Consider the following 24,537-nt stretch of genomic DNA (forward strand, 5'->3'; position numbering starts at 1 on the left):
GCCTTAACAGAGGCTGCCGCAGTTAAATCGGTTTATTGCTGGTGGGGCGCTGGTTGCCTAGTCGGAATGGACGGCGTTGTCTCCGCGGGCTTCTCCGGTTCTAACGGTGTCCAGTCGGCCAACTGAGCCAGCAGACGTTGTTTGTGGGCAACCTGACGGCGAAGCTGGGACAACGACTGGGCATACCGTTCAGGATGCTTGCGTTGCAACTGGGTAAAGCGTGCTTCGCGGCTGACCAGCGCTTCTACATCCTGCTTGGGTGGTTTGGAGTCCAGTTGCAGTGCGGCGCGGCCTTTGTCCAGACGGCGCGGATCAAAGCGGAACAGCGGCCATAACCCGGTTTCGACCATCAGTTGCTGGTGGCTGACGCCTTCTGCCATGTCATAGCCATGGGTAATGCAAGGCGAATAAGCGATCACCAGAGACGGGCCGGGGTAAGCTTCGGCCTCTTGCAAGGCTTTGACGGCCTGATTCATGTTTGCGCCCAGCGCGATTTTGGCGACGTAGACATTGCCGTGCATCATCATGTGAACCGCGAGGTCTTTGCCGTCGCTGGTTTTTCCCTGACTGGCAAACTTGGCAATAGCGCCGGTTGGGGTGGCTTTAGACTGCTGCCCTCCGGTATTGGAGTATCCCTGAGTATCCATCACCAGCACGTTGACGTTATCGCTCCCGGCGAGGACATGGTCCAACCCGCCAAATCCGATGTCGTAAGCCCAGCCGTCACCGCCGACAATCCAGTTGCTCTTCGCGACCAGATCGTCAGATCTGGCCAGCAGCGCACCTGTTTCTGCATTCTCGGCAAGGTATTCTTTGAGTGTTGACAGGTTCTGGCGCTGACGAATGACGGCAGCCTCGCTGCTGTCGAAAGCATCTTGGCGGATTTGTGTGGCCAGCTCTTCCGGTAGCAGGGCCTGACTATCGCTCAGCAGGCTCAACGCTCGGTCTCGCTTGCTGTTCAGGGCGAGGCGCATACCTAGCCCGAACTCGGCGTTATCTTCAAACAGGGAGTTTGCCCAGGCTGGGCCCCGGCCCTGGCTGTCGGTGCTGTACGGGGTTGTCGGCAGGTTCCCGCCGTAGATGGACGAGCAGCCGGTCGCGTTAGCTATCAGCAGGCGATCGCCAAACAGCTGAGTCAGCAGCTTAATGTAGGAGGTTTCGCCGCAGCCGGAGCAGGCTCCCGAGAATTCAAACAGGGGCTGCAGCAGCTGACTGGAGCGCGCGTCAATCCGTTTGATGTCAATGCGCTTGAGCTCAGGTAGAGTCTGGAAATAGGCAAAGTGTCGCTGCTGTTCAGCCTGTTGCGGGGCTTTGGCCGACATGTTCAGTGCTTTTCGGACTGGCTGGCCGGGTTCCGGGCTCGGTTCACTGGCTGGGCACGCTTCGGTACACAGATTACAACCGGTGCAATCCATCGGCGATACTTGCAGGGTATAGGCCTGACCTTTGAAATCCCGTTGTTTGTAATCGGTGTGTTTGAAACCAGCCGGTGCTTCGCTCAGTTCACCCGGAGCAACGGCTTTGGCCCGGATTGCCGCGTGTGGGCAAATCAGCGTACAGATATTGCACTGGGTACACAAATCCGCTTCCCAGACCGGGATTTCCTGCGCGATGTTGCGTTTTTCCCACAGTGAGGTCGCCGTCGGCCATTTACCGTCAACCGGGAATGCACTGACCGGCAACAAGTCACCTTTGTCGGCCATCATCAGAGCGGTGACCTGTTGGATAAACGCCGGTGCATCTGGGCTGACCACCGGCGGGCGAGAGTGCGCTGCGCTGGCTTGTTCCGGAATAGCAACCTGTGCCAGGCGGGCAACGGTGGCGTCAACCGCGGCATGGTTGGCATCCACAATGGCCGGTCCGCGTTTGCTGTAGCTGCGGCTGATGGCTGTTTTCAGCGCGCTCAGCGCTGTGTCTATCGGCAGCAATTCGCTCAGGGAAAAGAAAGCGGCCTGCATCACGGTGTTAATCCGATTTTTCAGACCCAGCTGACGGGCTAGGCTGACCGCGTCGATAACATAGAGTCGGAGCTGTTTGTTGATAATCGTGCTCTGTACTTCGCGTGGCAGATGTTGCCATACCTGATCAGCCGGGTACGGGCTGTTCAGCAGCAGGGTTGCCTGCGGTGCTGCTTTCTCGAACATGGCCAATTTATGAATGAATTCAAATTGGTGACAGGCAATAAATTCGGCCTGTTCAATCAGGTAGGGCGCTTCGATTGGCACGGAATCAATACGCAGATGAGAGACCGTCACCCCGCCGGACTTTTTCGAGTCATATACAAAGTACCCCTGCGTATGCAGCGGAGTATGTTCACCCAAAATTTTCAGGGTGTTTTTATTGGCACTGACCGTACCATCGGCACCTAAACCGTAAAATAGGGCACGGAATCGGCTCTCTGGCTCTCTCAGTGGCTCTACGGGTTGAGGGAGTGACAGGTGAGTAATGTCATCCTGGATACCGACCGTGAAAGATTGGTGCAGGGTTCCCGTCTTGAGGGCTTCAAAGACGCGGGCAGCATGGGCCGGGGTAAACTCCTTAGAGGAAAGGCCGTAGCGGCCGCCTACGATATCCGGCAAGTGCGGATACTGTGACTGGCGACAGGCCTGTTGCAGGGCGGCGCATACATCTTGATACAGAGGCTCGCCGGTTGCCCCCGGCTCTTTGGTGCGATCCAAAACTGCAATGCGTTTGATGGTAGCGGGCAGAGCGTCAATAAAATGCTTGAACGAGAACGGCCGATACAGATGTACGGTAAGCACACCCACGGCATGGCCCTGCTGGTTGAGAAAAGCAACGGCCTGCTGGACAGCAGCGCTGGCAGAGCCCATCACAATGATGATATCGGTGGCCGCCGGATCACCGTGGTAGGTGAACGGCTGGTAAAAACGGCCTGTCAGGCGGCCAAATTGTGTCATGCAGTCGGCCACCACATCCGGGCAGGCTTGATAAAACAAATTGGCGGCTTCCCGTGCCTGGAAGAATGTGTCCGGGTTTTGGGCGGTTCCGCGTATGCTGGGTGCGTCCGGCGTCAGCCCGCGCTGATGAAACTCCTCGACATGAGCCGGGTCGATCATCGCCTGCAGGGTATGGTCGTCGATAAACGCGATCTTATTGATTTCGTGCGAAGTGCGGAAACCATCAAAGAAATGCACGAAAGGGATTCGGCTGGCCAGTGTTGCGGCCTGACTGATCAGCGCAAAATCATGCGCCTGCTGGACACTGCCGGCAGCCAGCATGGCAAACCCTGTCTGCCGTACAGCCATGACATCGGAGTGGTCACCGAAGATAGACAGCGCGTGGGTGGCAAGCGTGCGAGCAGCCACGTGTATGACAAATGGCGTCAGCTCTCCGGCAATTTTGTACATATTCGGGATTTTCAGCAGCAATCCTTGAGAAGAGGTGAAAGTGGTCGCGAGCGCCCCGGCCATTAATGCGCCGTGAACGGCACCGGCGGCACCGCCTTCCGATTGCATCTCAATGACGCGTGGTACCTGTCCCCACAGGTTTTCCCGACCTTGCGATTCCCATTGTTCACAGGCTTCGGACATCGGCGATGATGGCGTGATCGGGTAGATGCCGATAACCTCATTGCAGCGATAAGCCACGGAGGCTGCGGCTTCATTGCCATCCATAGTGACAAACACGGGGGTAGATGGATTTGCCGGTATCATTGCTTTGTCTGCGATACCGGGTTGCTCAGTAATAGACATGACTCACTCCTGCGACTGAACACAGTACCGGCCTTCTGGGTGCCGATGTGGTGAAAGGGAGGTGGGCCAACCCCAAGTGGGTAGCGAGAGGCCGGCCCGGAAGTGTACGACGGTGCTGAAAGGCTTACGCGTCAACCACACTCAGCGTTGGCTGAGGATTGAGCATGGCGTCCAGATCCGTTTTGACATCACTGGTTAGTTTCAGGTTGAACTGCTGTTGCAGGAATTCAAAAATGGCCTCATTCACAAATTCCGGTGGATTCGGGCCCAGATAAATGTTCTGGATACCCAGATTGAACAGCGCCAGCAGAATCAGTACGGCTTTCTGCTCCATCCACGACAGAACGATGTTGACCGGCAGATCATTGACCGGAACGCCCATGGCATCGCTCAGTGCCAGCGCAATCATGACAGCGCCGTAACTGTCATTACATTGGCCCAGGTCGATATAGCGAGGAATCTCGGTGCCGGGTATCGTACCAAAGTCATGGTCGTTGAAACGGAACTTGCCGCATGACGAGGTCAGGATGATGCAATCCTGCGGGATAGACAGTGCCAGGTCTCGGTAGTAATCGTTTTGTTTGCCTGGTTTATCGCAGCCGGCAACTACAAAGAACTGTTTGATTTTCCCACTGTTTACCGCATCTAGGATTTGCGGTGCCAGCCCCAGAATAGTTTTGTAGTTGTGGCCGGTTGTTAGGGTCTCGTCGCTGTCGAAGCCTTCAATATCCGGCAGGCTCAGCGTGTGTTCAATCAGCGGAGCAAAGTCCTCGCCCAGCTGACGGCAGCCATCAATGCCGACAATACCGTAGCGGTATAGGCGATCAGCATAATCAGCGCGTCCTGTCAGCGGCACGATGCAGTTGGTGGTGACGATAATAGTGCCGTTCCATTTCTGGAACAGCTGTTTTTGATCGAACCAGGCTTTACCGATGTTCCCTTTAAGGTGCGGGTACTTACGCAGCTCCGGGTAGCCGTGCGCCGGCAACATTTCGGAGTGGGTGTAGATGTTGATGCCTGTTCCTTCGGTCGCGATCAGCAGCCGTTCCAGCAGTTCCAGATCGTGGCCAGTGACCAGAATACCTTTGCCTTCTGCTTTGTTCTGCGGGACACATACCGGGGTCGGTACGCCCAAACGCTGATGATGGGCTTCCCCAAGGCGTGACATGATTTCGCTGCCGGCAGCGCCGACTTTCATTAGTTGCGCAATGTGTTGGTCAAAGCTGAAATTCACGTTGGTCAGGGTGAAGTACAACGTTTCTGCAATGACATCATCAACCGACTTGGTGGCGGCCCCCAGATCATTGGCATGCGTACGGTAAGCTGACAGGCCTTTCAGACCAAAAATCATAATATCCTGCAGGCGAGACAGAGTGTCATCTTTACCGCAGGTTCCCTGCGTTTTCCCGGAGCTACCGCAGCCGCCGGTTTGAGCCATGGAACATTGGTGGCAGAACATTGCTAGGTTAGACATCGTTGCATCCTTAAAGGTGTATTTATATTGCATCTTTATGAGAGTGAGAATACGGTGATAGTCAGGTGCGATCATTGATCAAGATCAGGGATGAATATAAAGATATATATCAGATGTAACTTATGTGGGGGTAAACAGCGAAATTAACGCTTTAGGGGTATCCGGTAATTGCAGCGAAGCCATTGGAACACAGATGGAACTCTGAGTGTTGGGAGCGGAGCGGAGTGACAGGTGCGAAAAATGAACCAGAGAGGGGGAAAGAGTGCCTGATTTCATCAGCATACAAAAAGTATTATCAGGCAAATAAAAAGAGCGCCTGATGGCGCTCTTCTCTCTTAACTGGGTTAGTCTGGTGCAGTGGGCGATTATGCCGTCTGCTGCTGACCGGTTACCGCAGTTTGTTCGTCTTGTTCAGGCTCATCAATGGCTTTTGGTGGGCAGCGGTCAACAAACCAGCCCATGTAAGACGAGATGATGGTTACCAGAATACAGACGAAGCTCAGCCACATGAACGGTGCGTATGAGAAGGTGGCAACACCCAGAATACTCGCCATGTAGATGCCGTTGTCACTCCAAGGCACCATGCCTGATGTCAGCGTACCGCCAAATTCGGCGTTACGGGACAGGTTCTTACGCTGGAAGCCCAGACGGTCGTAGTTCTTGGCACAGATTTTTGGCGTCAGAATCAGCGATACATACATCGCCGAGCCAAATACGTTGCCCAGAAACGCTGTTGCGATCGTCGACACTGACAGGCTGCCTGCAGAGTTAACACGCTTCTCGAACATTTTAGCGATGGTTTGCAGAACACCGACTTTATCCAGCAGGCCACCAAAGCCCAGACCGAATACGATAACAGCCACTGAGCCCAGCATGGATGACATGCCGCCGCGGTTTAGGATGGCATCGATGAAGTCTACACCAGAGTTAATCGAGAATGGTGCCCATGCAGTATTAAAGGCAACCAGTGGATCCATGTCCTGAATCAGTACCGCCCAGGCAATACCTAGCAGTGAACCAAAGGAAATCACCGGGAATGAAGGCATGCGCATTGCCAGCAGCGCCAGCACGATAATCACAGGGACAAAGGAGAAAGGAGAAATCACAAACTGTTGTTCCATCGCGGTGATCACAGATTCAACCTGTGACATGTCCACGTTACCGGCGTAGTGGAAACCCACAGCCGTAAACAGGATACCGGTGATCACGTAGCTGATCAGTGCGATTGGCAGCATGCCTTTGATGTGTTCCACGATTTCAACGTTAGACATTGAAGATGCCAAGATCACGGAGTCAGACAGCGGAGACATTTTGTCACCGAAGTAACAGCCTGACAGAACCGCACCGGCAGTCATTGGTGCCGGAATTCCCAGCCCCTGACCAATCCCCATCATGGCGATACCTGCTGTACCTGCCGCACCCCATGAAGTACCGGTAGCCAGAGCTGTCATGGAACAGATCAGCATGGTTGCCAGCAGGAAGATAGACGGGTGAATGGCTTTCAGGCCGTAGTAGATGATCGTCGGAACAATACCACCGGCAATCCAGGTGCCGACCAGCGCCCCCACGGCAAGCAGGATAAGGACAGCGCCAAGACCGTTAGCGATACCTTGAGTTGCCGCTTTTTCCAGCGATTTGTAATCGTGACCAAGCTTGAGACCAAGCAACATAATGACAAACCAGCCGATATAAAGTGCCAGCTGGATTGGCAGATCGAGTTTAGCGGTGAACGAAAATGCCAGCGCAAGAAAGATACCAAGCGCGATAACAACCTGTGTCAGCGATGGTAGTTTCACAGTCTGTGTGTTCATACTTCTAACCTTGTAAGTTCGAACCTGTACATAAAAGCAGCCTCCTGTTTGCTTGTAATAATTGGAGGCAGGTATTTAATAATTCTTATGGCAGGATGCCCAATATAGGTGCCAACGTTAAATCGCCGCTACTCTAGCCGATTGCTGGAGGTGCGGCGATAGAAAATGTCACTTTCTGTGAGCTCATCCAACCACTTCGATAAAACACTTAAAAAAACATAAATACTATTTAAATTAATGTTAATTTTGCGTGTGAATGTTGTGTTTTGGTTGTTTTTTAACTGTGGGTATTAGTTGTGTCCTTTTGTGTATTTCCCTGTGTTTGTAGTTTTAAAGATAATTTTTATCTAATAATTCAGATTAAAATATCGCCTGTATTTTCTTTTATAGGTTATCAGTGTGTGTTGAAATGATCAAAAAAAGTGATGAGTTAAATTTATGATGTTACGTTGCATTTTTTGATTATTGGCTATGTTTTTGTTCATTATCATTTGTTTCGGTGGTTGTTTGCTCCAGATGTGGCTGATTTCTGGCCCACAAATCTCGACAATTGAAAGCATGAATTTGCAGCAGTTAAACACCAGGGAAATGATCTCGCCGAGTAATTCCATTACACTGAAGTGATTTTTCTTACAGCGCCGGTGCATAAATTACTTGTGTTTCGGAGCTGAAATTAATATAGATGAGGGCTGGCTGTCGTTACTGCTATCGACAACGTCATGCCAGTGAAATGATGTTTTCGATAGTTCAACCGATAGGAAATGATCAGGGAGTGTTGTGCACATGATGAAAGTAGGCTTAGTGGGTTGGCGCGGTATGGTGGGCTCTGTCCTAATGCAGCGCATGGTAGAAGAAGGTGATTTCAATCTGATTGAGCCGGTTTTCTTTTCTACCTCCCAGATTGGGATTCCTGCCCCAAATTTTGGTAAAGATGCCGGTGTCCTTCAGGACGCGTTTGATATCGAGAGTCTGAAAAAACTGGACGCTATCATTACCTGTCAGGGTGGCAGCTATACCGAGAAGGTGTACCCGCTGCTACGCCAGGCTGGTTGGAAAGGCTACTGGATTGATGCCGCGTCAACGCTGCGAATGAAAGATGATGCCATCATTGCGCTGGATCCTGTGAACTACGATCAAATGGTTCAGGGTCTGCACAAAGGGGTGACCACGTTTGCAGGCGGTAACTGTACTGTCAGCCTGATGCTGATGGCTGTTGGCGGTCTGTACAAAGCCGGTCTGGTTGAGTGGATGACGGCGCAAACCTATCAGGCGGCGTCAGGTGCCGGTGCCAAGAACATGCGTGAACTGATCAGCCAGATGGGCGTGATCAATGACGCAGTATCAAGTGAGCTGGCTGATCCATCTACCTCTATTCTGGATATCGACCGTAAAGTGGCTGAGGTCATGCGCTCTTCAAACTTCCCTGCCCAAGAATTTGGTGTACCGCTGGCAGGCTCTCTGATTCCGTGGATCGACGTTAAGCGCGACAACGGCCAGAGCAAAGAAGAGTGGAAAGGTTCGGTAGAAACCAACAAGATCCTGGGTACGGAAAGCAACCCGATTGCTATCGACGGTACTTGCGTACGTATCGGCGCAATGCGTTGTCACAGCCAGGCACTGACGCTGAAACTGAAGAAAAATGTGCCGCTGGACGAGATCGAAGAAATCATCGCATCTCACAACGATTGGGTGAAAGTGATCCCGAACGATCGCGATATCACAGCACAAGAACTAAGCCCGACGAAAGTAACCGGTACGCTGACTGTGCCAGTTGGGCGTCTGCGCAAACTGGCCATGGGCGACGACTTCCTGAATGCATTCACCGTTGGTGATCAGCTTCTGTGGGGTGCTGCGGAGCCGCTGCGTCGTACGCTGCGTATTATTCTGGCTGAAAAACACTAAGTGCCAGAACAACCTGCCGAAAGCAAGGTTAGTCCACAAACACCAAAAACGTCTGCCCTTGGCAGGCGTTTTTTTATGCCTGCTGTTTGGCGGCAACGTTATAGCGGGAATAAACAGGAGCGGCGGGGAAAAGAGAAAAAACAGCCCGTGTGCACGAGGGAAGAAAGCCAATAGGTTCTGGCTGGGCAGAAAACAAAACGCCTGCACAAGGCAGGCGTTTAGAGAGTCTGAAACAGACTCGGGATACGTTGTTAACCGGGCAGATTAAGCAGCCAGGTTTTTCGCAACGAATTCCCAGTTAACCAGAGCCCAGAACGCGCTCATGTAGTCTGGACGCAGGTTGCGGTAGTCGATGTAGTAAGCGTGTTCCCACAGGTCAACAGTCAGAACTGGAGTTACACCTTCTTCAGTCAGAGGAGTACCAGCGTTAGACGTGTTAACGATGTCCAGAGAACCGTCAGCTTTTTTCACCAGCCAAGTCCAAGAAGAACCGAAGTTGTTGATTGCTGCGTCAGTGAACTTCGCTTTGAACTCTTCGAAAGAACCAAACGCTTTAACGATAGCGTCAGCCACTTCGCCAGTTGGCTCACCGCCACCATTTGGGCTCAGGCAGTGCCAGTAGAAAGTGTGGTTCCAGATTTGAGCTGCATTGTTGAAAACGCCGCCAGTAGAAGTCTTGATGATTTCTTCCAGAGATTGGTTTTCTAGCTCAGTACCTTCGATCAGACCGTTCAGCTTAACCACGTAAGTGTTGTGGTGTTTGCCGTGGTGGTACTCAAGAGTTTCTTGAGAGATGTGCGGCTCAAGAGCGTTGATTGCATAAGGTAGAGCTGGTAGTTCAAATGCCATTGCTCGGTTCTCCATTTTGGTTTGGGGGATATCCCCTCGACATTGCTTCCAGTCGGCATCAGCCAACTTTTTTGAAACTGACTCACATCGAAAGGACCGCGGTACCTGAATAACTATAATTTTAAGGTAAAGGGCCGTTTGCGACTTTGAAATCATTTTAGCAACTTTTTTCTTTATTAAAAGTGTTCGGGGTAAAAAAGTTCGGTCTTGAATAACCCTATAATTAAGTCCTGTTTTTCTCCTGGCTGACAAAGTAGAATGAGGGACTGATATATTTAACTTATAAGCAAGTCGTAAGAGGAAGCTATGGAAACCATCGACAAAATTAAGCAGCAGATTGCCGAAAACCCAATTCTGTTGTACATGAAAGGCTCACCAAAACTGCCTAGCTGTGGCTTTTCTTCTCAAGCTTCTCAAGCACTGATGGCTTGTGGTGAGAAGTTTGCCTACGTCGATATCCTGCAAAACCCAGATATCCGTGCTGAACTGCCTGCTTACGCACAGTGGCCGACTTTCCCACAGCTATGGGTTGAAGGTGAACTGATTGGCGGTTGTGACATCATCATTGAGATGTTCCAGAAAGGTGAACTTCAGCCGCTGATCAAAGAAGCTGCTGAGCGCCGCGACGGTGCCGCTGCCGAATAAGGCATTATTGCTGAACGCAACTGAAACCCCGGCCAAATGGCCGGGGTTTTTGTTTATCTGCAGGGCAATAAGCCGGTGAAAGAAAAAAGACCGCCGAAGCGGTCTTTTTGTCTGATCCCCTCATGAGGGAACGGATGGTGTGGTCAGTGTCGCTGAGATTACAGCACCATGGCCGCCAGCCAACCAAATGCAATAAGCGGCAGGTTATAGTGGATGAATGTCGGTACGACGGTTTCCCAGATATGCTCGTGCTGTCCATCAGCGTTAAGGCCAGATGTCGGACCCAGTGTAGAGTCTGAAGCAGGGGACCCCGCGTCACCCAGAGCGGCGGCAGTACCTACAAGCGCAACGGTTGCCAGCGGTGAAAAGCCGAAAGTCAGACACAACGGCACATAAATAGTGGCCAGAATCGGAATCGTCGAGAACGATGAGCCGATACCCATAGTTACCAGCAGACCCACAACCAGCATCAGCAGAGCTGCCATCGGTTTGTTGTCGCCAATGACGTCTGCCAGAGAGCTGACCAGCGTTTCTACGCCGCCTGTGGCTTTCATGACGGAAGCAAAGCCAGCCGCAGCAATCATGATGAAACCAATCATCGCCATCATGTGAACACCTTTAGTGAACACATCGTGGGTTTCTTTCCACTTAATCACACCGGCGAACGTAAACACCATAAAGCCAATCAAACCACCGATGATCATTGAGCCACTGAACACCTGAGCACCCAACGCGGCGACAATGGCAACCATGGCGATATACACATGGTGCATGTTAATGGTGGCGTGTTCAGGCTCGTTGGCCAGGATTTTCTCTTCCGAGTATTCACGTGGTTTGCGGTAGCTGACAAACACGGCCAGCAGCAGGCCAAACACCATCCCCATCGCCGGTAACAGCATCGCGTAAGGTACCTGAGCCGCGCTGACATCCAGACCGTTGTCATGCAGATTTTTCAGCAGGATGTTGTTCAGGAAGATACCGCCAAAGCCCAGCGGCAGCACCATGTACGGAGTCACCAGGCCGAAAGTCAGTACACAGGCGATCAGACGGCGATCCAGCTTCAGCTTGGCAAAAACATGCAGCAGGGGCGGGATGACAATCGGAATGAAAGCAATATGTACCGGGATCGCGTTCTGAGAAGAGATGGCTAACAGCACAAGAATGGTAAGAACGGAATATTTAACGCCGGTTGCCGCCGCCGCATTATGGTGGCCGCTAATACGGGTAATGACTTTTTGCGCCAGAACATCTGTGATGCCTGAACGGGAAATGGCTACGGCAAAGGTGCCTAGCATTGCGTAACTCAGCGCGGTTGTTGCTCCGCCACCTAAGCCGCCTTCAAAGGCAGAGATCGTTTCAGCCAGGGGTAGTCCGCCAATCAGACCGCCGAGTATGGCACTGAAGGTAAGCGCGACAACAACATTTACCCGCATCAGTGCGAGCAAAAGCATTACGCATACCGATATCACTACAGGGTTCATATACTTAAGATCCGTCCGTTGTGTATGTCATAAAATTACGTGTTACTGCAAAGGTATGCAGTATTTCTTATTTATTTTTGGCTTTTTGCTCAAAAACGATCAGTTTGCTGAAAAATGACAACATGTCGAGTAAAAATTCATATTCGCGGCAAATTTCTTTATCTGTGCGCCATGTCTTATCGTTGTCATCATGGTCTGCCTATACTGGTTCAGCCAGAACATTATCTAGAACCAGTCGTTAGATCATAGCGTTATAACGGCTGACTAACCACTCTGCCGGCTGCGTTTATCTGCCCGGCGTTTTCAACATGGAGTTTGTTATGAGCGTACTTGTAGGCCGTCCTGCCCCTGATTTTACTGCCGCTGCTGTATTGGGTAACGGTGAGATTGTTGAGCGTTTCAACCTGAATGTGCACATTGAAGGCAAGCCGGCTGTTCTTTTCTTCTATCCACTGGATTTCACTTTCGTATGCCCATCTGAGCTGATCGCTTTTGATAAGCGATACGACGAGTTCAAAGCACGTGGCGTGGAAGTGATTGGCGTATCGATTGACTCACAGTTCACTCACAATGCTTGGCGTAACACGGCGGTGGAAGACGGCGGTATCGGTGCTGTCCAATATCCGCTGGTGGCTGATACCAAGCATGAAATCTGCCAGGCGTACGATGTTGAGCATCCGGAAGCCGGTGTGGCTTTCCGTGGTTCATTCCTGATTGATAAACACGGTATTGTGCGTCATCAAGTCGTGAATGATCTACCTCTGGGGCGTAATATCGACGAAATGCTGCGTATGGTCGATGCGCTGCAATTCCACGAAGAGCACGGTGAAGTGTGTCCGGCGCAGTGGGAAAAAGGAAAAGAAGGGATGAACGCGTCACCAGAAGGTGTCGCTAAATACCTGTCTGCACACACTGACGATCTGTAATCACTTTCATTGGCCCTTGCGCTGGCGTGATACGCAAATACTGTGAAGCCAAAAAGCTATCAGTGAATTAAGAAACACCCAGAAGTAAGAAACAATCAATAGTAAGAAGCAATCAATAGCGTCACTGATAATCAAAGGCTAGCCGGTTGGCTAGCCTTTTTCGTTCATACAGTGGACGCGACATGGTTTCTGGCTGGTGAATCCTTGCCGTGTCATTTGGTGTGTGTAAGCTTTAACGCATTGAGATTAATTGCGTTAAATACAGTCATCAGAACGTATAGTTAACTTGGGCTGAGCCCGCCCAGGCGTCGCTTTTCGCACTGCGGAACTGGTATTCCTGCCCATCCACATACGTTTCTGTAAATGTATCCCTTTTTCCTCGGATGTACATGATACCGACATCGAATGACCACTGAGAGGTGTAGCGATAAGTCGCGCCTGTCGCATACCAGTAACGGCTGGCATCAGGAATGCTCAGCGTTGCGGCACCGGCTTGCTCATCGTAGGAATAGCCGGCACGTAAGGTCCATTGCGGCGATAAAAAGTAAGTGGCACCGATGGAATAACGGAAACTGTCATCAAAATCTTCTTCTTTCAGCAGACACAAGCTGTTGCGGCATTCCTTACTGGTTGCCCTGAGCTCTTTAAATTCACTCCACTGGCTCCACTGAATACTATAATGAAGCGCCCACTGGCTGGTGAACTGATGATAGCCACTGAATTCTGCAATGGCAGGGAGCACCACGGTTAAGTCACTGGTTGTTTTTTGTGGGGTATCAGACGAGGCGCCGGGAATACTGGCACCCTGAGAGTCAACAAATTCACCGCTGAAGTCCAAATCCACCTGCGACCGATAATTAAGGCCAAAGCGATGATTGGTATTCAGCTCCCACAGTATCCCGGCATTCCAGCCCCATTCCCAGGTGTCGCCGGTCATCTTGACGAGATCCTGGGATGGCGAGATGCCGTAAGCGGTCGACAACCCGCCAAAATGCCTTTTGAGTTCAGCATCGGCGTAAACCAGTGACACGCCCGCGCCGACACTCAAGTGTTCATTGATACGCCATGCCAGGTTTGGGTTGATGTTGATGGTCAGTAAATCCGTTTTACCGGCCAGTGACCCGAAATGGGCTTTCGTCGGGTATTCGGTGGCGACGCCATAGGACGAAAACAGCGCCAGCCCCCATGCCCACTGGTCGTTGACCGGCTGGATGAAGTAAGAGGCCGGTATTGCCGCAAATGGCGCGATGTCATTGTATCTCTGAGGTGGCTCGGTATTGAGTGTTTCAATATCGACTTCCGGGTTCAGTAAGGTTAATGCGCCGGCAATCTGCATGCGGTCAAATCGGGTCATTGATGCCGGGTTATGGGCCAGCGACGCGGCGTTGTCGGCAATGGCCGCTTCGCCGGCGAATGCTCTGCCAAGTCCAGAGGCGGAGTGCTCATTCACCTGAAATCCGGCAGCAAATGTGTTGAATGACAGGAAGATACAAGTTGCAGGAAGGAGCGTGGGTTCGATTTTTCTATCCATGATGTTCGCCTTTTAATAATTCTGATTGTTCTGTCCGTGAATGAAAATTGTTGAACCTCTCCAGTCGGTCAAAAGCAGTATAAAGACGGAAAAACCCATTGTTAACATGTCGTTAACAATGGGTTTTTTATAAAATATACGAAAACTCAGCGTCTTAATTTCAAAGTGGTCAATAAAAATGAAATGACCGTTTGGATTATTTACTCTATTGATTGCTCTGTGAGACTTCTTTTCAGAAGCGCGGTGAAGGTGTTGTTTGAATGAATCAGGCGCTAAAAGTGCGAGCGTTTAATTTTCACTGTGTCTCTTTTTTTCTGCGTTTTCGTATTTGCTATTACGATCACAAAATAGATTGCGATGGCGCAGCGAAATGTCGGGCTATGACAAACCGTAAAGAGAAAATCAAAGAGCAAAGGGCACGTAGCATGAGGACAAAATAAAAGAGGCCAGCTTAAACGCTGGCCTCTTTACGCTACGAATAGCGGGGTGTGACGGTGTGTTATTCCGGTTGAATCAGCGTGCCATCCGCGACAAAAACACCTTGACCGCCGCTGGCGTTAAAGGTTGCAACTTCCAGTTGGGCCTCATTGGTAGCGGCTTGAGCCGTACCTGGGTCAAGAGGATTCCCTGCGCCATTGACCAGCTGAGGCGCAATCACTGTGCTGTGCTGTGCCAGCGAGCCGCTGTTAAAGCGGGCAATGTGTCTGACTTCACCACTGCTGTAGTTGTTCAGATCATCCAGTTTCAGCTGTTTGGCTAACGGTTCTGTACCACCCATAATGCTGAATTTCATGGTTTGGTTCGGAATGACACTGTCATTGGCCGCTTGCATCACGTACACCGGGCCGTTGACATCTTTCGCCAAGTTATATGGATCCACTGTATCCAGTACCGTTTGTGCAGCGTAGCCAAACTCACTGAAAAGCGCATCAATTGTACCCTGAGTCGTTGCATCCAGGCTGCCGTAGAAGGTGTTGAAGCATGCTCCGCCTAAAGCGCCTGCACTGCCACAGTTCGCCACATAGGCATCAACTTTTGCTCCCATCAGCAGCGAGTGCTTGATTGTCGGGCCGAAAGTAGCAGATTCCAGCAGCAGGGACGGAATACCACCGCCTGGGTTAGCAAAGGCACCGGAAGTGAAGTTGAATAATGCATCGGCCTCTGGTTTACCCAGCGACTGGTTTGCCAGACGATAAGTGCCAATGCCGCTGATCGCCCCCAGTGAGTGACCAAAGAAACTGACATCCTGCGTATTCATCTGCGTAAACAGCGGGTGGCCACCTGCTTGCATGATTGTCAGAGACGTACGTACCCCGAGATCATCAATGATGCTCTGGCGGATATTGTCACGTGCCACATTCAGGTATTGCAGGTTCATGTAAACCGATGCGGTGGCCGGAGTGGTGACGGTACCGTCTGCTAATGCTCGCTCACCATGCAGAGGATGATCAATCGCGATGATTGTTTTCGGGGTCATGCCTGCGGTTGATGCTGCACCGATATGCTGGGCAGCAAAGACAAACGCGGTTTCTTTCACAGAAGTGATACCGTGCTGATAGATAACGGCACCGGCATCAGCCGCATTTGCCGGCATGATCAGAACGATCGGAACTTGTTTGACCGATTTGATCTGCGGCAGCGGGCTGTACTGTGTGACCAGACGTTCACTGTCGAGACGAGAGCCATCAGCCAGCGTGACTTTAGCACCGATCAGTTTGATAAACTCGACAGTGTCACCTTGCAGCAGCTTCGTGATGTCGATGCCTTGTAACGACGTCATCACAGCGGCTTTATCCGCATCGCTGCCTTCAGTCATGATGTGCTTGATTTTCGCCAGACTTGGTACTGCGCTCTGCCAAGGCGTTTTCATCCACTCCTGATTGTCTGTTTCGTCGCTCAGGAAATAAGGCAGGTTGATAGTGCCGGTGAAAACTTGAAGGCCCAGCGTTGTGTATGCCCCTGCCAGTTGATCCAGCGTTGCTTGATCGTTGTTAACCAGCGCGCGCAGTGCCGGGTTGTTGTTCAAAAATGCCGGAATATTATCTACAGGGGTAATATCCATACGATACAGCGAGGTCAGATCCACGTTGTTCGGGTTGGCTTCCCCTTTCCAGATATCACCTGGTTGGCCACCGGCTTGCACTGTCGCAATAGTTTGTGCCAGAACGGCTTTGGTCGTATCCAGCACTTTACCCACAGAGGCGGTACTGAACCAGTTAGAGAAGATGATCTTGCTCTTATCGACGCCCGCGGCAGCAAACGTTGCTTCACTCAGGTGGGTCAGTTGTTGGGCAGGTTCCAGCGCAATGTTTGGGGTTGGGTTAGTCGATTTCAGAATCGAGTAACTGTTGCTCATACCAACCGGGTTACCTTTCGCATCTTTCAGATCAGAGGTCACGGCGTACTGATATTGGCTCGATGGCTTCAATGGTTTAAGCAGGGTAACGATCAGCTTATTGCCGGACGCGACCACTTTAAAATCACCATTGGCCTCTGACAATTTGACCGGTTGAACGTTGGCGTAATCGGCTGACGTCGGGTTACCGGTTTCCAGCATAAAGAAGCTGGCTGCCGCAGTGGTGGCATCCAATGTATTGCCGGTAAACTCGATCACCAGCGGTTGGCTGGTACTCCAGCCGTCATTTTTGCCGAAGGCCACTTCCGGGTTTGAGATATCAGTTGAGTAGGTTTCTGTTCCTACGCTGCCATCAGATTTGATGGTGCCATCGACCGAGTCCATCGCCAGGTACGTTGGCTTGACGATAACGGGATTTGACGGGTCTGAAACAATGTCAAATTTGACTTTGGTTTCTGCTTTCAAGCTCTCACCAATACTCGGGTCCTGAGTTGGATCGCCGCTGAGTTTGGTGTCATCGCCACAAGCCGTCAGGCCCAGAGAAGAGGCAACCACCAGAGCAAGTAGATGTTTATTCATGTTATGTCCTTTATGCGTTATCAGGTGGTCAGAATCAGAACTTGTAGTTAATCTGTGCTGCACCTAGCCAGGCGTCGTTTTCACTACGGAATTCGTATTCACGGCTATCGACGTATTCTTCTTCGAAGTTACTGCTCTTGCCGTACAGGTAGGTGATACCCACATCCATCGACAGGTCGTTGTTGTAGGTGTAGGTAAAGCCCGCAGAGTACCAGTAGCGATCGGTATCCGGGATACTCAGTGTTGCTACACCGGCTTGTTCATCAAAGGCGAAGCCTGCACGCAGGGTCCATTCCGGGTTCAGCGTGTAAGTCGCACCGATGGAATAACGGGTGTTGTCGTCAAAGCTTTCATCTTTAAATAGGCAGGTGTTGTTGACACAGTCCGGGCTGGTGGCTTTCAGCTCGGTGAACTCGCTCCACTCTGTCCACTGAATGCCATAGTGGATCGCCCACTGTTTGGTCAGCTGGTGGAAGCCGCCAAATTCAGCAATAGCCGGCAGGGGGATAGACAGCTTGCCATCAACGGTTTTCGGATTGCCCGGTGTGGAGCCGGCGACACCTGACCCCAGGTAATCGGTGAATTTGCCCTCAAAATCCAGGTCAACCTGCGAACGGTAGCTCAGACCAAAGCGGTGGTTTTCGTTCAGTTCCCACAGCATGCCCACATTCCAGCCCCACTCCCAGGTGTCGCCGTTCAGGTTAATCAGCGTCTGACTCGGAGATGTACCGAAAACCGCGCCCAGGCTGCCGAAATGGCGGTTCAGCTCTGCATCTGCATAAACCAGTGAAACACCTGCACCGACACTGAACTGATCGTTGATTCGCCATGAAATGTTCGGGTTCAGGTTAACTGTCAGCAGTTCCGTTTTACCGGCTAGGGCGCCAAAGTTGGCATCGGTCGGGTAATCAGTGGCGAAACCATAGTTAGAGAAAAGGCCGATACCCCAGGCAAATTTGTCATTGATAGGTTGGATAAAGTAACCGGCAGGAACTGCAGCAAATGGTGCCACATCTTCATACGTTTGCGCGGGTGATGAACCGACGGTGCTGATGTCGATTGACGGATCAATCAACGAGATCGCACCAGAAAATTCCATACGCTTGAACCTTGCCATCGCGGCCGGGTTACGCGCAAGAACGGATGCGTTATCTGCGATGGCGACTTCACCAGCAAATGCTCTGCCTAGCCCTGACGCAGAGTGCTCGTTGACCTGGAAACCGGCCGCTTGGGTATTCAGACTAAATAGCGCAGCGGTGACGGCTATGGCCGTGATGGAGATTCTTTTAGACATTATTATTCTTGCCTCTTTGTAGACTTTGCTTCTAGTTCTTCAATCCATGAATGAAAAACAATATATGGCTGTAATGTCTTGAGTGATTCCGCCAGGTGCCTTGGGGGTAACCCTGTATTTAACGTTATTCGCCCTGCTCAAGCGGGGGATGAAGCACGGCTGTCGACCAGCACATTTTTATTGTACGGAAATCACTTTAAACATGACAAAACAGTGAAAATCAGTATATCGGGCAAACTTAGAAATGTTAACCTAATGTAACGTTATGTTTTTCATATAACTGTCTAATTGAGCATTGTTTAATTGCTTTGCGTTTAAAACGCACAATTAAATTGAGGGGATTGATTTGCAGGTTTGTGACAAAGCCCTGATTTACAGGGCTTGGTCTGAGGTCTGATGAGTTGACTTCGTTTGAATTATGCTTCTTCTTCTAGGTCAGCTGTTTGATTTTCGAAAACCGGCCAGCCTCCTAATTTTTTCCATTTGTTAACAATCTCACAAAATAATTCCGCGGTTCGCTCTGTGTCATACAGAGCGGAATGGGCTTCTTTATTGTCAAATGGGATCCCTGCCGCAGTACAGGCTTTGGCCAGAACTGTTTGTCCGAAGGCCAGCCCACTCAGTGCCGCAGTGTCGAAAGTCACAAACGGGTGGAATGGATTGCGCTTCAGGTTAGCGCGCTCAGAAGCCTCCATCACGAAACTGTGATCAAAGGTGGCGTTGTGCGCCACCATGATGGCACGAGAGCAGCCAGCGTTCTTGAGCTCTTTACGGATTTGCTTGTAGATTTCTTTCAGCGCGGCGTTTTCCGACACGGCACCCCGCAGCGGGCTGAACGGGTCGCGAATACCGTTAAAATCCAATGCTTCCTGATGAATCACCGCACCCTCAAAAGGCTCGATGTGGAAATGCAGGGTGGTGGCAGGTTTCAGCCAGCCGTCTTTATCCATTTGCAGGGTGACTGCACAAATTTCCAGCAGTGCATCGGTTTTCGCATTGAAGCCTGCCGTTTCAACATCAACGACGACAGGAAAGTAGCCGCGAAAGCGACTTTTGAGAGTATTTAGTTCGTTATCTTGGCTCATAACACGGTGCTGAATAAAAATGAGTCGGTCATTATGTCAGATTCATTTCCAGACCTAAACCTTAAACTGGTTGTTCAGGCTGGCCAAGGACACCCAGGGAGGGAAACGCTAAAGTTTTTCACGAACAGCCCGATACGTTAGGTAATAGAACGGGGCATTGAGAAAGTCCTGGTGTTGAACCGGTCAATACCGCGGTATGATTGCTCTTCTGGCCGGGAATCGGTTCAAACGATGTCACGTTAACGAAAAAGTACGGTGAATGAGTGCGGTAGCAATGATGAAATCTCTTCTCACATATAGCGGTCTGGCGCTTTGCATGGCTATGGCGGTGAATACGTCTGTCTCAGCAAGACAGCTGTATGTCGCTAAACCAGCGCAGTCGAGCTGGAAGGTCGCTGTGGATACCCCACTTGAATGTCGAATGCTGCACACGGTGCCGAACTTTGGTGAAGCACAATTTGTTTCCCGTGCCGGTAAAAAGCTGAATCTGGATTTTGAACTGAAAATGCGCCGCCCGATGGGGCAGAGCAGCAATGTCAGCCTGGTGTCGATGCCGCCACGCTGGATGCCTGGTGACAAGGCCGAACGTATAACCCGTCTGAAATTTTATAAACAGTTCGATGGGTATGTCGGAGGGCAGACGGCCTGGACAATGCTTTCTGAGTTGGAAAGTGGCCGGTATCCAACCTTCAGTTATGCCGACTGGCAGCACCGCAATAAGCTGGTGGAAGTGTCGTTGTCTGCGGTGTCATTTCAGAACTCATACAACCAGTTCAGCCAGTGTATCGACAACCTATTACCGTACAGTTTCGATGATATCGCCTTTACCGTATTGCATTATGGTCATAACAGCGATGAGCTGAATAAAATGTCTCAGCAGCGCCTGGCCCAGATTGCTGACTTTATCCGCTACAGTGATGATGTGGATTTGGTGCTGGTGGCAGCTTATACCGATGCAGAAGGCAGCAAGGATGAAAATCAGCAACTGTCAGAACGACGTGCCAAGAAACTGGAAGACTACTTTGTGACCATAGGGATGCCGAAAGACCGTATTCAGGTACAGGCGTACGGTAAGCGCCGCCCGATTGCTGACAGCAGTAACCCGATTGGTCGAGGGAAAAACCGCAGGGTAGTGATTTCTTTAGGTCGTTCAATTATTTAACTGGGCGCATTTGGTACTGCCTGAACCGGAATTTTCGCTGTCTTATAAATAATGCGGACCTTATAGCTGAACTGACTAAATTTACTAAGAACAACAATAGTAAGATAGGTAGTGGCTATGAAAAATCTGTTATGGCTCTTAATGTTTTGTACCGGCACTGTGCTGGCCGCGGACGATGTGGTGTTAGGCAGCGATACGACCAAGGTGGATAAAGAGCTGGCGGGCGAAGTGAGCGCTCAGCAAATCACTGAAGAGCAGGCAGAAGAAATGGGGCTGAACAGGGCAGAGACTTATGAACTGACCAGTACGGTCAGTGTCGAGAACCTGGAAATGCAAATCGCCGAAAAGCTTAAAGAAAGCATCATGCCGTACTATTCGATCGAATTTAACGATCCGACATCGGACGACAATATGTATCGTGCGGTCGTGACGGAATATTTCGGCAAGGTGGATTCCGAAGAAAACGCGGGAGATAACGCGGAAGACGAATAGCCTTTTCCGTCGCATCTCGCCATATGTAAAAAGCCCGCAATGCGGGCTTTTTACTGTTTGTTGCCGGAAATCCGAACGGGCTTATTCTTCCGGGTAGACCTTGTCTTTGTATTCGCAGAGGTCTTCAATAATACAGCTGCCGCAACGTGGTTTTCGCGCGACACAGGTATAGCGTCCGTGTAGGATCAGCCAGTGGTGAACATCCACTTTAAATTCCTTCGGTACCACTTTCAGTAGCTTCTGCTCGACCTGATCGACATTCTTACCCATTGCAAACTTGGTGCGATTGGATACCCGGAAAATATGCGTATCGACCGCGATGGTCGGCCAGCCGAAGGCTGTATTCAGGACCACATTCGCCGTTTTACGCCCGACACCGGGTAATGCTTCCAGCGCCTCACGATCTTCCGGTATTTCACCGCCATGCTGTTCAACCAGAATTTTACAGGTCTTGATGACGTTTTCGGCCTTGGAATTGAACAAACCGATGGTTTTGATGTGCTCTTTCACCCCATCGACACCCAGATCCAGCATGGCTTGTGGTGTATTGGCTACTTTGTAAAGTTTGTCTGTCGCCTTGTTAACACTGACATCGGTAGCCTGAGCAGAGAGGAGGACAGCGATCAGTAGTTCAAAGGGGGAGCTCCAGTTCAGCTCCGTTTCCGGATGAGGGTTTGCTGCTCGCAGGCGTTCCAGAATCTGGACACGCTTTTCATTGTTCATAGTTACTTCCAGTTAAAGCTAACAGGTAAATTTGTATTTATAGTTTTGTGCTTGGGTTTAAATCCACCGGACATCCTTGCCCGGCGGGATCGTTTCGGGGCGTTACCTTACTTTGGGCCGATTGCCTTATTGAGCCGAGGTAACCCGGGCGCGTTCAATAACCGGCTTTTCTTTTTCCGCGGCGGTTTTTTCTTCACGCTTTTTATCAATAACATTCTTCAGGGCAATCATAAAGCCTACGCCGATAAATGCGCCTGGCGGCAAAATCGCCAGCAGGAAGCTGCTGTTAAAGTGGAACACTTCAATGCGCAGGGCGGCGGCCCAATCACCCAGCAGACGATCAGCACCGTCAAACAGAGTACCGTTACCCAGAATTTCCCGCAGTGCGCCCAGTACAACCAGCGCCGCAGTCATGCCGAGTCCCATCCATAGTCCATCAAGGGCGGCTGGCAGGGCGTTATTTTTGGAAGCGAACGCTTCGGCACGGCCGATGATGATACAGTTGGTCACAATCAGAGGGATGAAAATCCCCAGTGACTGGTATAAGCCGAAGGTGTAAGCATTCATCAGTAACTGAACACATGTCACCAGTGATGCAATGATCATCACAAAGACCGGGATACGGACTTCCGACGGCACCCATTGACGTACCAGAGACACAATCAGGTTTGAGCCCACCAGGACAGCGGTGGTTGCCAGACCCAGGCCCAGGGCGTTGGTGACGGTGGCAGAGACCGCGAGCAGCGGGCAGAGCCCAAGCAACTGCACAATGGCCGGGTTATTATTCCACAGGCCGTTCTTCATCAATTCGTTGTTCATGACCTCAACCTTATCCGCAATTCAGCGGCTGATCGAAAATGTGCTGCTGATTCTGCTGGTAGTACAGTGATACACGTTTTACCGCACCGACCACAGCACGTGGGGTGATGGTTGCCCCTGTAAATTGGTCAAACTCACCGCCGTCTTTACGTACTGCCCAGCGGGTATCTTTCTCGCCGTTGACTTTTTTACCGGTAAAGCTGTTAATCCAGTTACTGATTCGGGTATCGATCTTGTCGCCCAGTCCAGGGGTTTCATTGTGATTGAGCACGCGAACCCCGGTTACCTTGCCATCAATATTCAGGCCGACGACCAGTTTAATAGCACCACTGTAGCCGTCAGGCGCAACGGCTTCGATAGCGATACCGGTTTTCTGGCCAGCTTTTTCAGCGACATAGGCTGGCATTGGGGTGGGTGTACCCAAATACTGTTCATTGGTGATCAGCGTACAGCTTTTATACAGTTCGTTATCATGGCTGTCGGCCGGGATAACCTGATTGAGTACCTTCAGCAATTCTTTTTGCTGCTGTTCCTGAATCCGGTCTTCAGTCAGCAGGTTTGTTACCGAAACCAGAGTGGTCGCCAGCAAGGCAAAAATTGCCAGCAATCCCCCGTTTTTCTTCATTGCATTAATCATTGTTGCTCCATTAATGGCCAAAGGTGCGCGGGCGCGTGTAGTAGTCAATCAAGGGTACACACATATTGGCCAGTAGCACGCTGAATGCGACGCCATCCGGGAAACCGCCAAAGGTGCGGATCAGGTAAACCAGAACCCCAATCAGGGCACCAAACACGAGTCGTCCTTTCACTGTTGTTGAAGCCGAAACCGGATCGGTCGCGATAAAAAAGGCACCCAGCATGGTTGCCCCAGAAAACAGGTGGAAAACCGGCGAAGCCGTGTTATCCGGGCTGATCATAAAGCCCAGCAGGCTGATCACAAACAGGGCGCCCAGCATACCAACTGGAATATGCCATTGAATGACCCGCATTTTCAGCATGATCAGGCCGCCAATCAGAAAACCGATATTGACCCATTCCCAACCGATGCCCGCAATGGTACCGAAAACCGGCCCAGCCAGGATTTCAGTGGCGGTGTGGCCTGTTGTCAGGGAAGTCTTCAGGGTGTCCAGCGGCGTTGCCATGGTAACCCCGTCAACAGACAGTCTGAGTTGATGGATGCTGAAGCCGTCGGTGGTGAAACCGGTCAGGACAGCCATCAGGCTATCAGTCAGGCTGACAGGCTCTGCAGCCAGGGATTGTGGCGGCAACCAGGTTGTCATTTGTAGCGGGAAAGAGATCAGCAGAACCACATAGGCAACCATCGCGGGGTTGAACAAGTTTTGCCCCAAGCCCCCGTAAAGATGCTTGGCGATAACGATAGCAAACAGCGTACCGATAACGGCAATCCACCAAGGAGCCAGTGGGGGAATCGACAGACCAATCAATACCCCGGTCAGCAGCGCACTATTGTCACGCAGGTACGGTGTGATTGGGCGCTTACGCAGTTTCAGCACTGCCGCTTCCGTAACAACGGCAACAAGTGCAGCGAGGGCAATTTGAATTAATACTCCCCAACCAAAGAAATACCACTGGGCAGCAACACCCAGTGACGTGCAGAAGATAACCGTGCGCATCAGGCTGCTGGTGCTGCGACGGCTGTGCGCATGGGGTGAGCTGGCAATATTAAACGCCACG

At 51.1% G+C, this 24,537-nt stretch carries 18 protein-coding genes; 5 read left to right on the forward strand and 13 right to left on the reverse strand.

All coding sequences use genetic code 11. The annotated features are described in order from the left end of the window. Positions 1 to 32: 32 nt before the first annotated feature. From nifJ to nhaC, 3 genes are all read right to left on the reverse strand, one after another. Positions 33 to 3,713 (reverse strand): pyruvate:ferredoxin (flavodoxin) oxidoreductase, encoded by a 3,681-nt coding sequence (gene nifJ, locus PGW97_RS04955; protein WP_273859013.1) that lies wholly within the window; start codon positions 3,711 to 3,713, stop codon positions 33 to 35. 124 nt (positions 3,714 to 3,837) lie between these two features. Further along, on the reverse strand, positions 3,838 to 5,187 hold the full coding sequence (gene hcp / locus PGW97_RS04960; protein ID WP_273859015.1) for a hydroxylamine reductase: 1,350 nt from the start codon (positions 5,185 to 5,187) through the stop codon (positions 3,838 to 3,840). A 365-nt stretch (positions 5,188 to 5,552) separates the two neighbouring features. Continuing rightward, on the reverse strand, positions 5,553 to 6,998 hold the full coding sequence (gene nhaC / locus PGW97_RS04965) for a Na+/H+ antiporter NhaC (protein ID WP_273859017.1): 1,446 nt from the start codon (positions 6,996 to 6,998) through the stop codon (positions 5,553 to 5,555). 786 nt (positions 6,999 to 7,784) lie between these two features. Here nhaC and asd point away from each other — a divergent pair. Beyond that, complete coding sequence (gene asd, locus PGW97_RS04970; protein WP_107193821.1) at positions 7,785 to 8,900, forward strand: aspartate-semialdehyde dehydrogenase; 1,116 nt, start codon at positions 7,785 to 7,787, stop codon at positions 8,898 to 8,900. A 264-nt stretch (positions 8,901 to 9,164) separates the two neighbouring features. On the opposite strand, the gene sodB is transcribed toward asd, so the two are convergent. Next, positions 9,165 to 9,749: a superoxide dismutase [Fe] gene (gene sodB / locus PGW97_RS04975; protein ID WP_047884032.1), complete on the reverse strand. Its 585-nt coding sequence runs from the start codon at positions 9,747 to 9,749 to the stop codon at positions 9,165 to 9,167. A gap of 306 nt (positions 9,750 to 10,055) precedes the next feature. On the opposite strand from sodB, the gene PGW97_RS04980 reads away from it, so the two are divergent. Continuing rightward, complete coding sequence (locus tag PGW97_RS04980; RefSeq protein WP_047884033.1) at positions 10,056 to 10,394, forward strand: Grx4 family monothiol glutaredoxin; 339 nt, start codon at positions 10,056 to 10,058, stop codon at positions 10,392 to 10,394. A 158-nt stretch (positions 10,395 to 10,552) separates the two neighbouring features. Here PGW97_RS04980 and PGW97_RS04985 read toward each other — a convergent pair whose 3' ends face one another. Then, positions 10,553 to 11,875 carry a Na+/H+ antiporter family protein gene (locus PGW97_RS04985; protein WP_217393217.1) on the reverse strand — a complete coding sequence of 441 codons (1,323 nt, stop codon included), beginning with the start codon at positions 11,873 to 11,875 and terminating at the stop codon, positions 10,553 to 10,555. 320 nt (positions 11,876 to 12,195) lie between these two features. Between PGW97_RS04985 and PGW97_RS04990 the strand changes: the two genes are divergently transcribed. Next, positions 12,196 to 12,801 carry a peroxiredoxin C gene (locus PGW97_RS04990; protein WP_047884035.1) on the forward strand — a complete coding sequence of 202 codons (606 nt, stop codon included), beginning with the start codon at positions 12,196 to 12,198 and terminating at the stop codon, positions 12,799 to 12,801. Positions 12,802 to 13,069: 268 nt separating this feature from the next. Here PGW97_RS04990 and PGW97_RS04995 read toward each other — a convergent pair whose 3' ends face one another. The 4 genes from PGW97_RS04995 to rnt form a co-directional block, all read right to left on the reverse strand. After that, a complete protein-coding gene (locus PGW97_RS04995) occupies positions 13,070 to 14,332 on the reverse strand; it encodes an outer membrane protein transport protein (RefSeq protein ID WP_273859020.1) in 1,263 nt (420 codons plus the stop codon). Positions 14,333 to 14,831: 499 nt separating this feature from the next. Then, the gene (locus PGW97_RS05000) at positions 14,832 to 17,267 is read right to left on the reverse strand and encodes a VolA/Pla-1 family phospholipase (protein ID WP_273859022.1); all 2,436 of its coding nucleotides are present in this window, start codon (positions 17,265 to 17,267) and stop codon (positions 14,832 to 14,834) included. 34 nt (positions 17,268 to 17,301) lie between these two features. Further along, positions 17,302 to 18,561 carry an outer membrane protein transport protein gene (locus PGW97_RS05005; RefSeq protein WP_273859023.1) on the reverse strand — a complete coding sequence of 420 codons (1,260 nt, stop codon included), beginning with the start codon at positions 18,559 to 18,561 and terminating at the stop codon, positions 17,302 to 17,304. A 416-nt stretch (positions 18,562 to 18,977) separates the two neighbouring features. Beyond that, positions 18,978 to 19,646 carry a ribonuclease T gene (rnt, locus tag PGW97_RS05010; protein WP_047884041.1) on the reverse strand — a complete coding sequence of 223 codons (669 nt, stop codon included), beginning with the start codon at positions 19,644 to 19,646 and terminating at the stop codon, positions 18,978 to 18,980. 274 nt (positions 19,647 to 19,920) lie between these two features. Here rnt and motY point away from each other — a divergent pair, with 274 nt between their 5' ends. Together motY and PGW97_RS05020 are read left to right on the forward strand one after the other, a co-directional pair. After that, a complete protein-coding gene (gene motY, locus PGW97_RS05015; RefSeq protein ID WP_217393221.1) occupies positions 19,921 to 20,808 on the forward strand; it encodes a flagellar protein MotY in 888 nt (295 codons plus the stop codon). A 117-nt stretch (positions 20,809 to 20,925) separates the two neighbouring features. After that, positions 20,926 to 21,300, forward strand: a complete 375-nt coding sequence (locus PGW97_RS05020; protein WP_242551822.1) for a hypothetical protein — start codon at positions 20,926 to 20,928, stop codon at positions 21,298 to 21,300. A gap of 81 nt (positions 21,301 to 21,381) precedes the next feature. On the opposite strand, the gene nth is transcribed toward PGW97_RS05020, so the two are convergent. The 4 genes from nth to rsxD all read right to left on the reverse strand — a co-directional run bounded on the left by nth (position 21,382) and on the right by rsxD (position 24,536). Then, a complete protein-coding gene (gene nth, locus PGW97_RS05025) occupies positions 21,382 to 22,023 on the reverse strand; it encodes an endonuclease III (RefSeq protein WP_273859026.1) in 642 nt (213 codons plus the stop codon). A 126-nt stretch (positions 22,024 to 22,149) separates the two neighbouring features. Continuing rightward, the gene (locus PGW97_RS05030) at positions 22,150 to 22,842 is read right to left on the reverse strand and encodes an electron transport complex subunit E (protein ID WP_273859029.1); all 693 of its coding nucleotides are present in this window, start codon (positions 22,840 to 22,842) and stop codon (positions 22,150 to 22,152) included. Positions 22,843 to 22,852: 10 nt separating this feature from the next. Next, a complete protein-coding gene (rsxG, locus tag PGW97_RS05035; protein ID WP_273859032.1) occupies positions 22,853 to 23,479 on the reverse strand; it encodes an electron transport complex subunit RsxG in 627 nt (208 codons plus the stop codon). A gap of 10 nt (positions 23,480 to 23,489) precedes the next feature. Beyond that, complete coding sequence (rsxD, locus tag PGW97_RS05040) at positions 23,490 to 24,536, reverse strand: electron transport complex subunit RsxD (RefSeq protein WP_047884046.1); 1,047 nt, start codon at positions 24,534 to 24,536, stop codon at positions 23,490 to 23,492. Position 24,537 lies beyond the last annotated feature (1 nt).

This window comes from Photobacterium sp. GSS17 (assembly GCF_028621875.1).
GTDB lineage: Bacteria > Pseudomonadota > Gammaproteobacteria > Enterobacterales > Vibrionaceae > Photobacterium > Photobacterium ganghwense.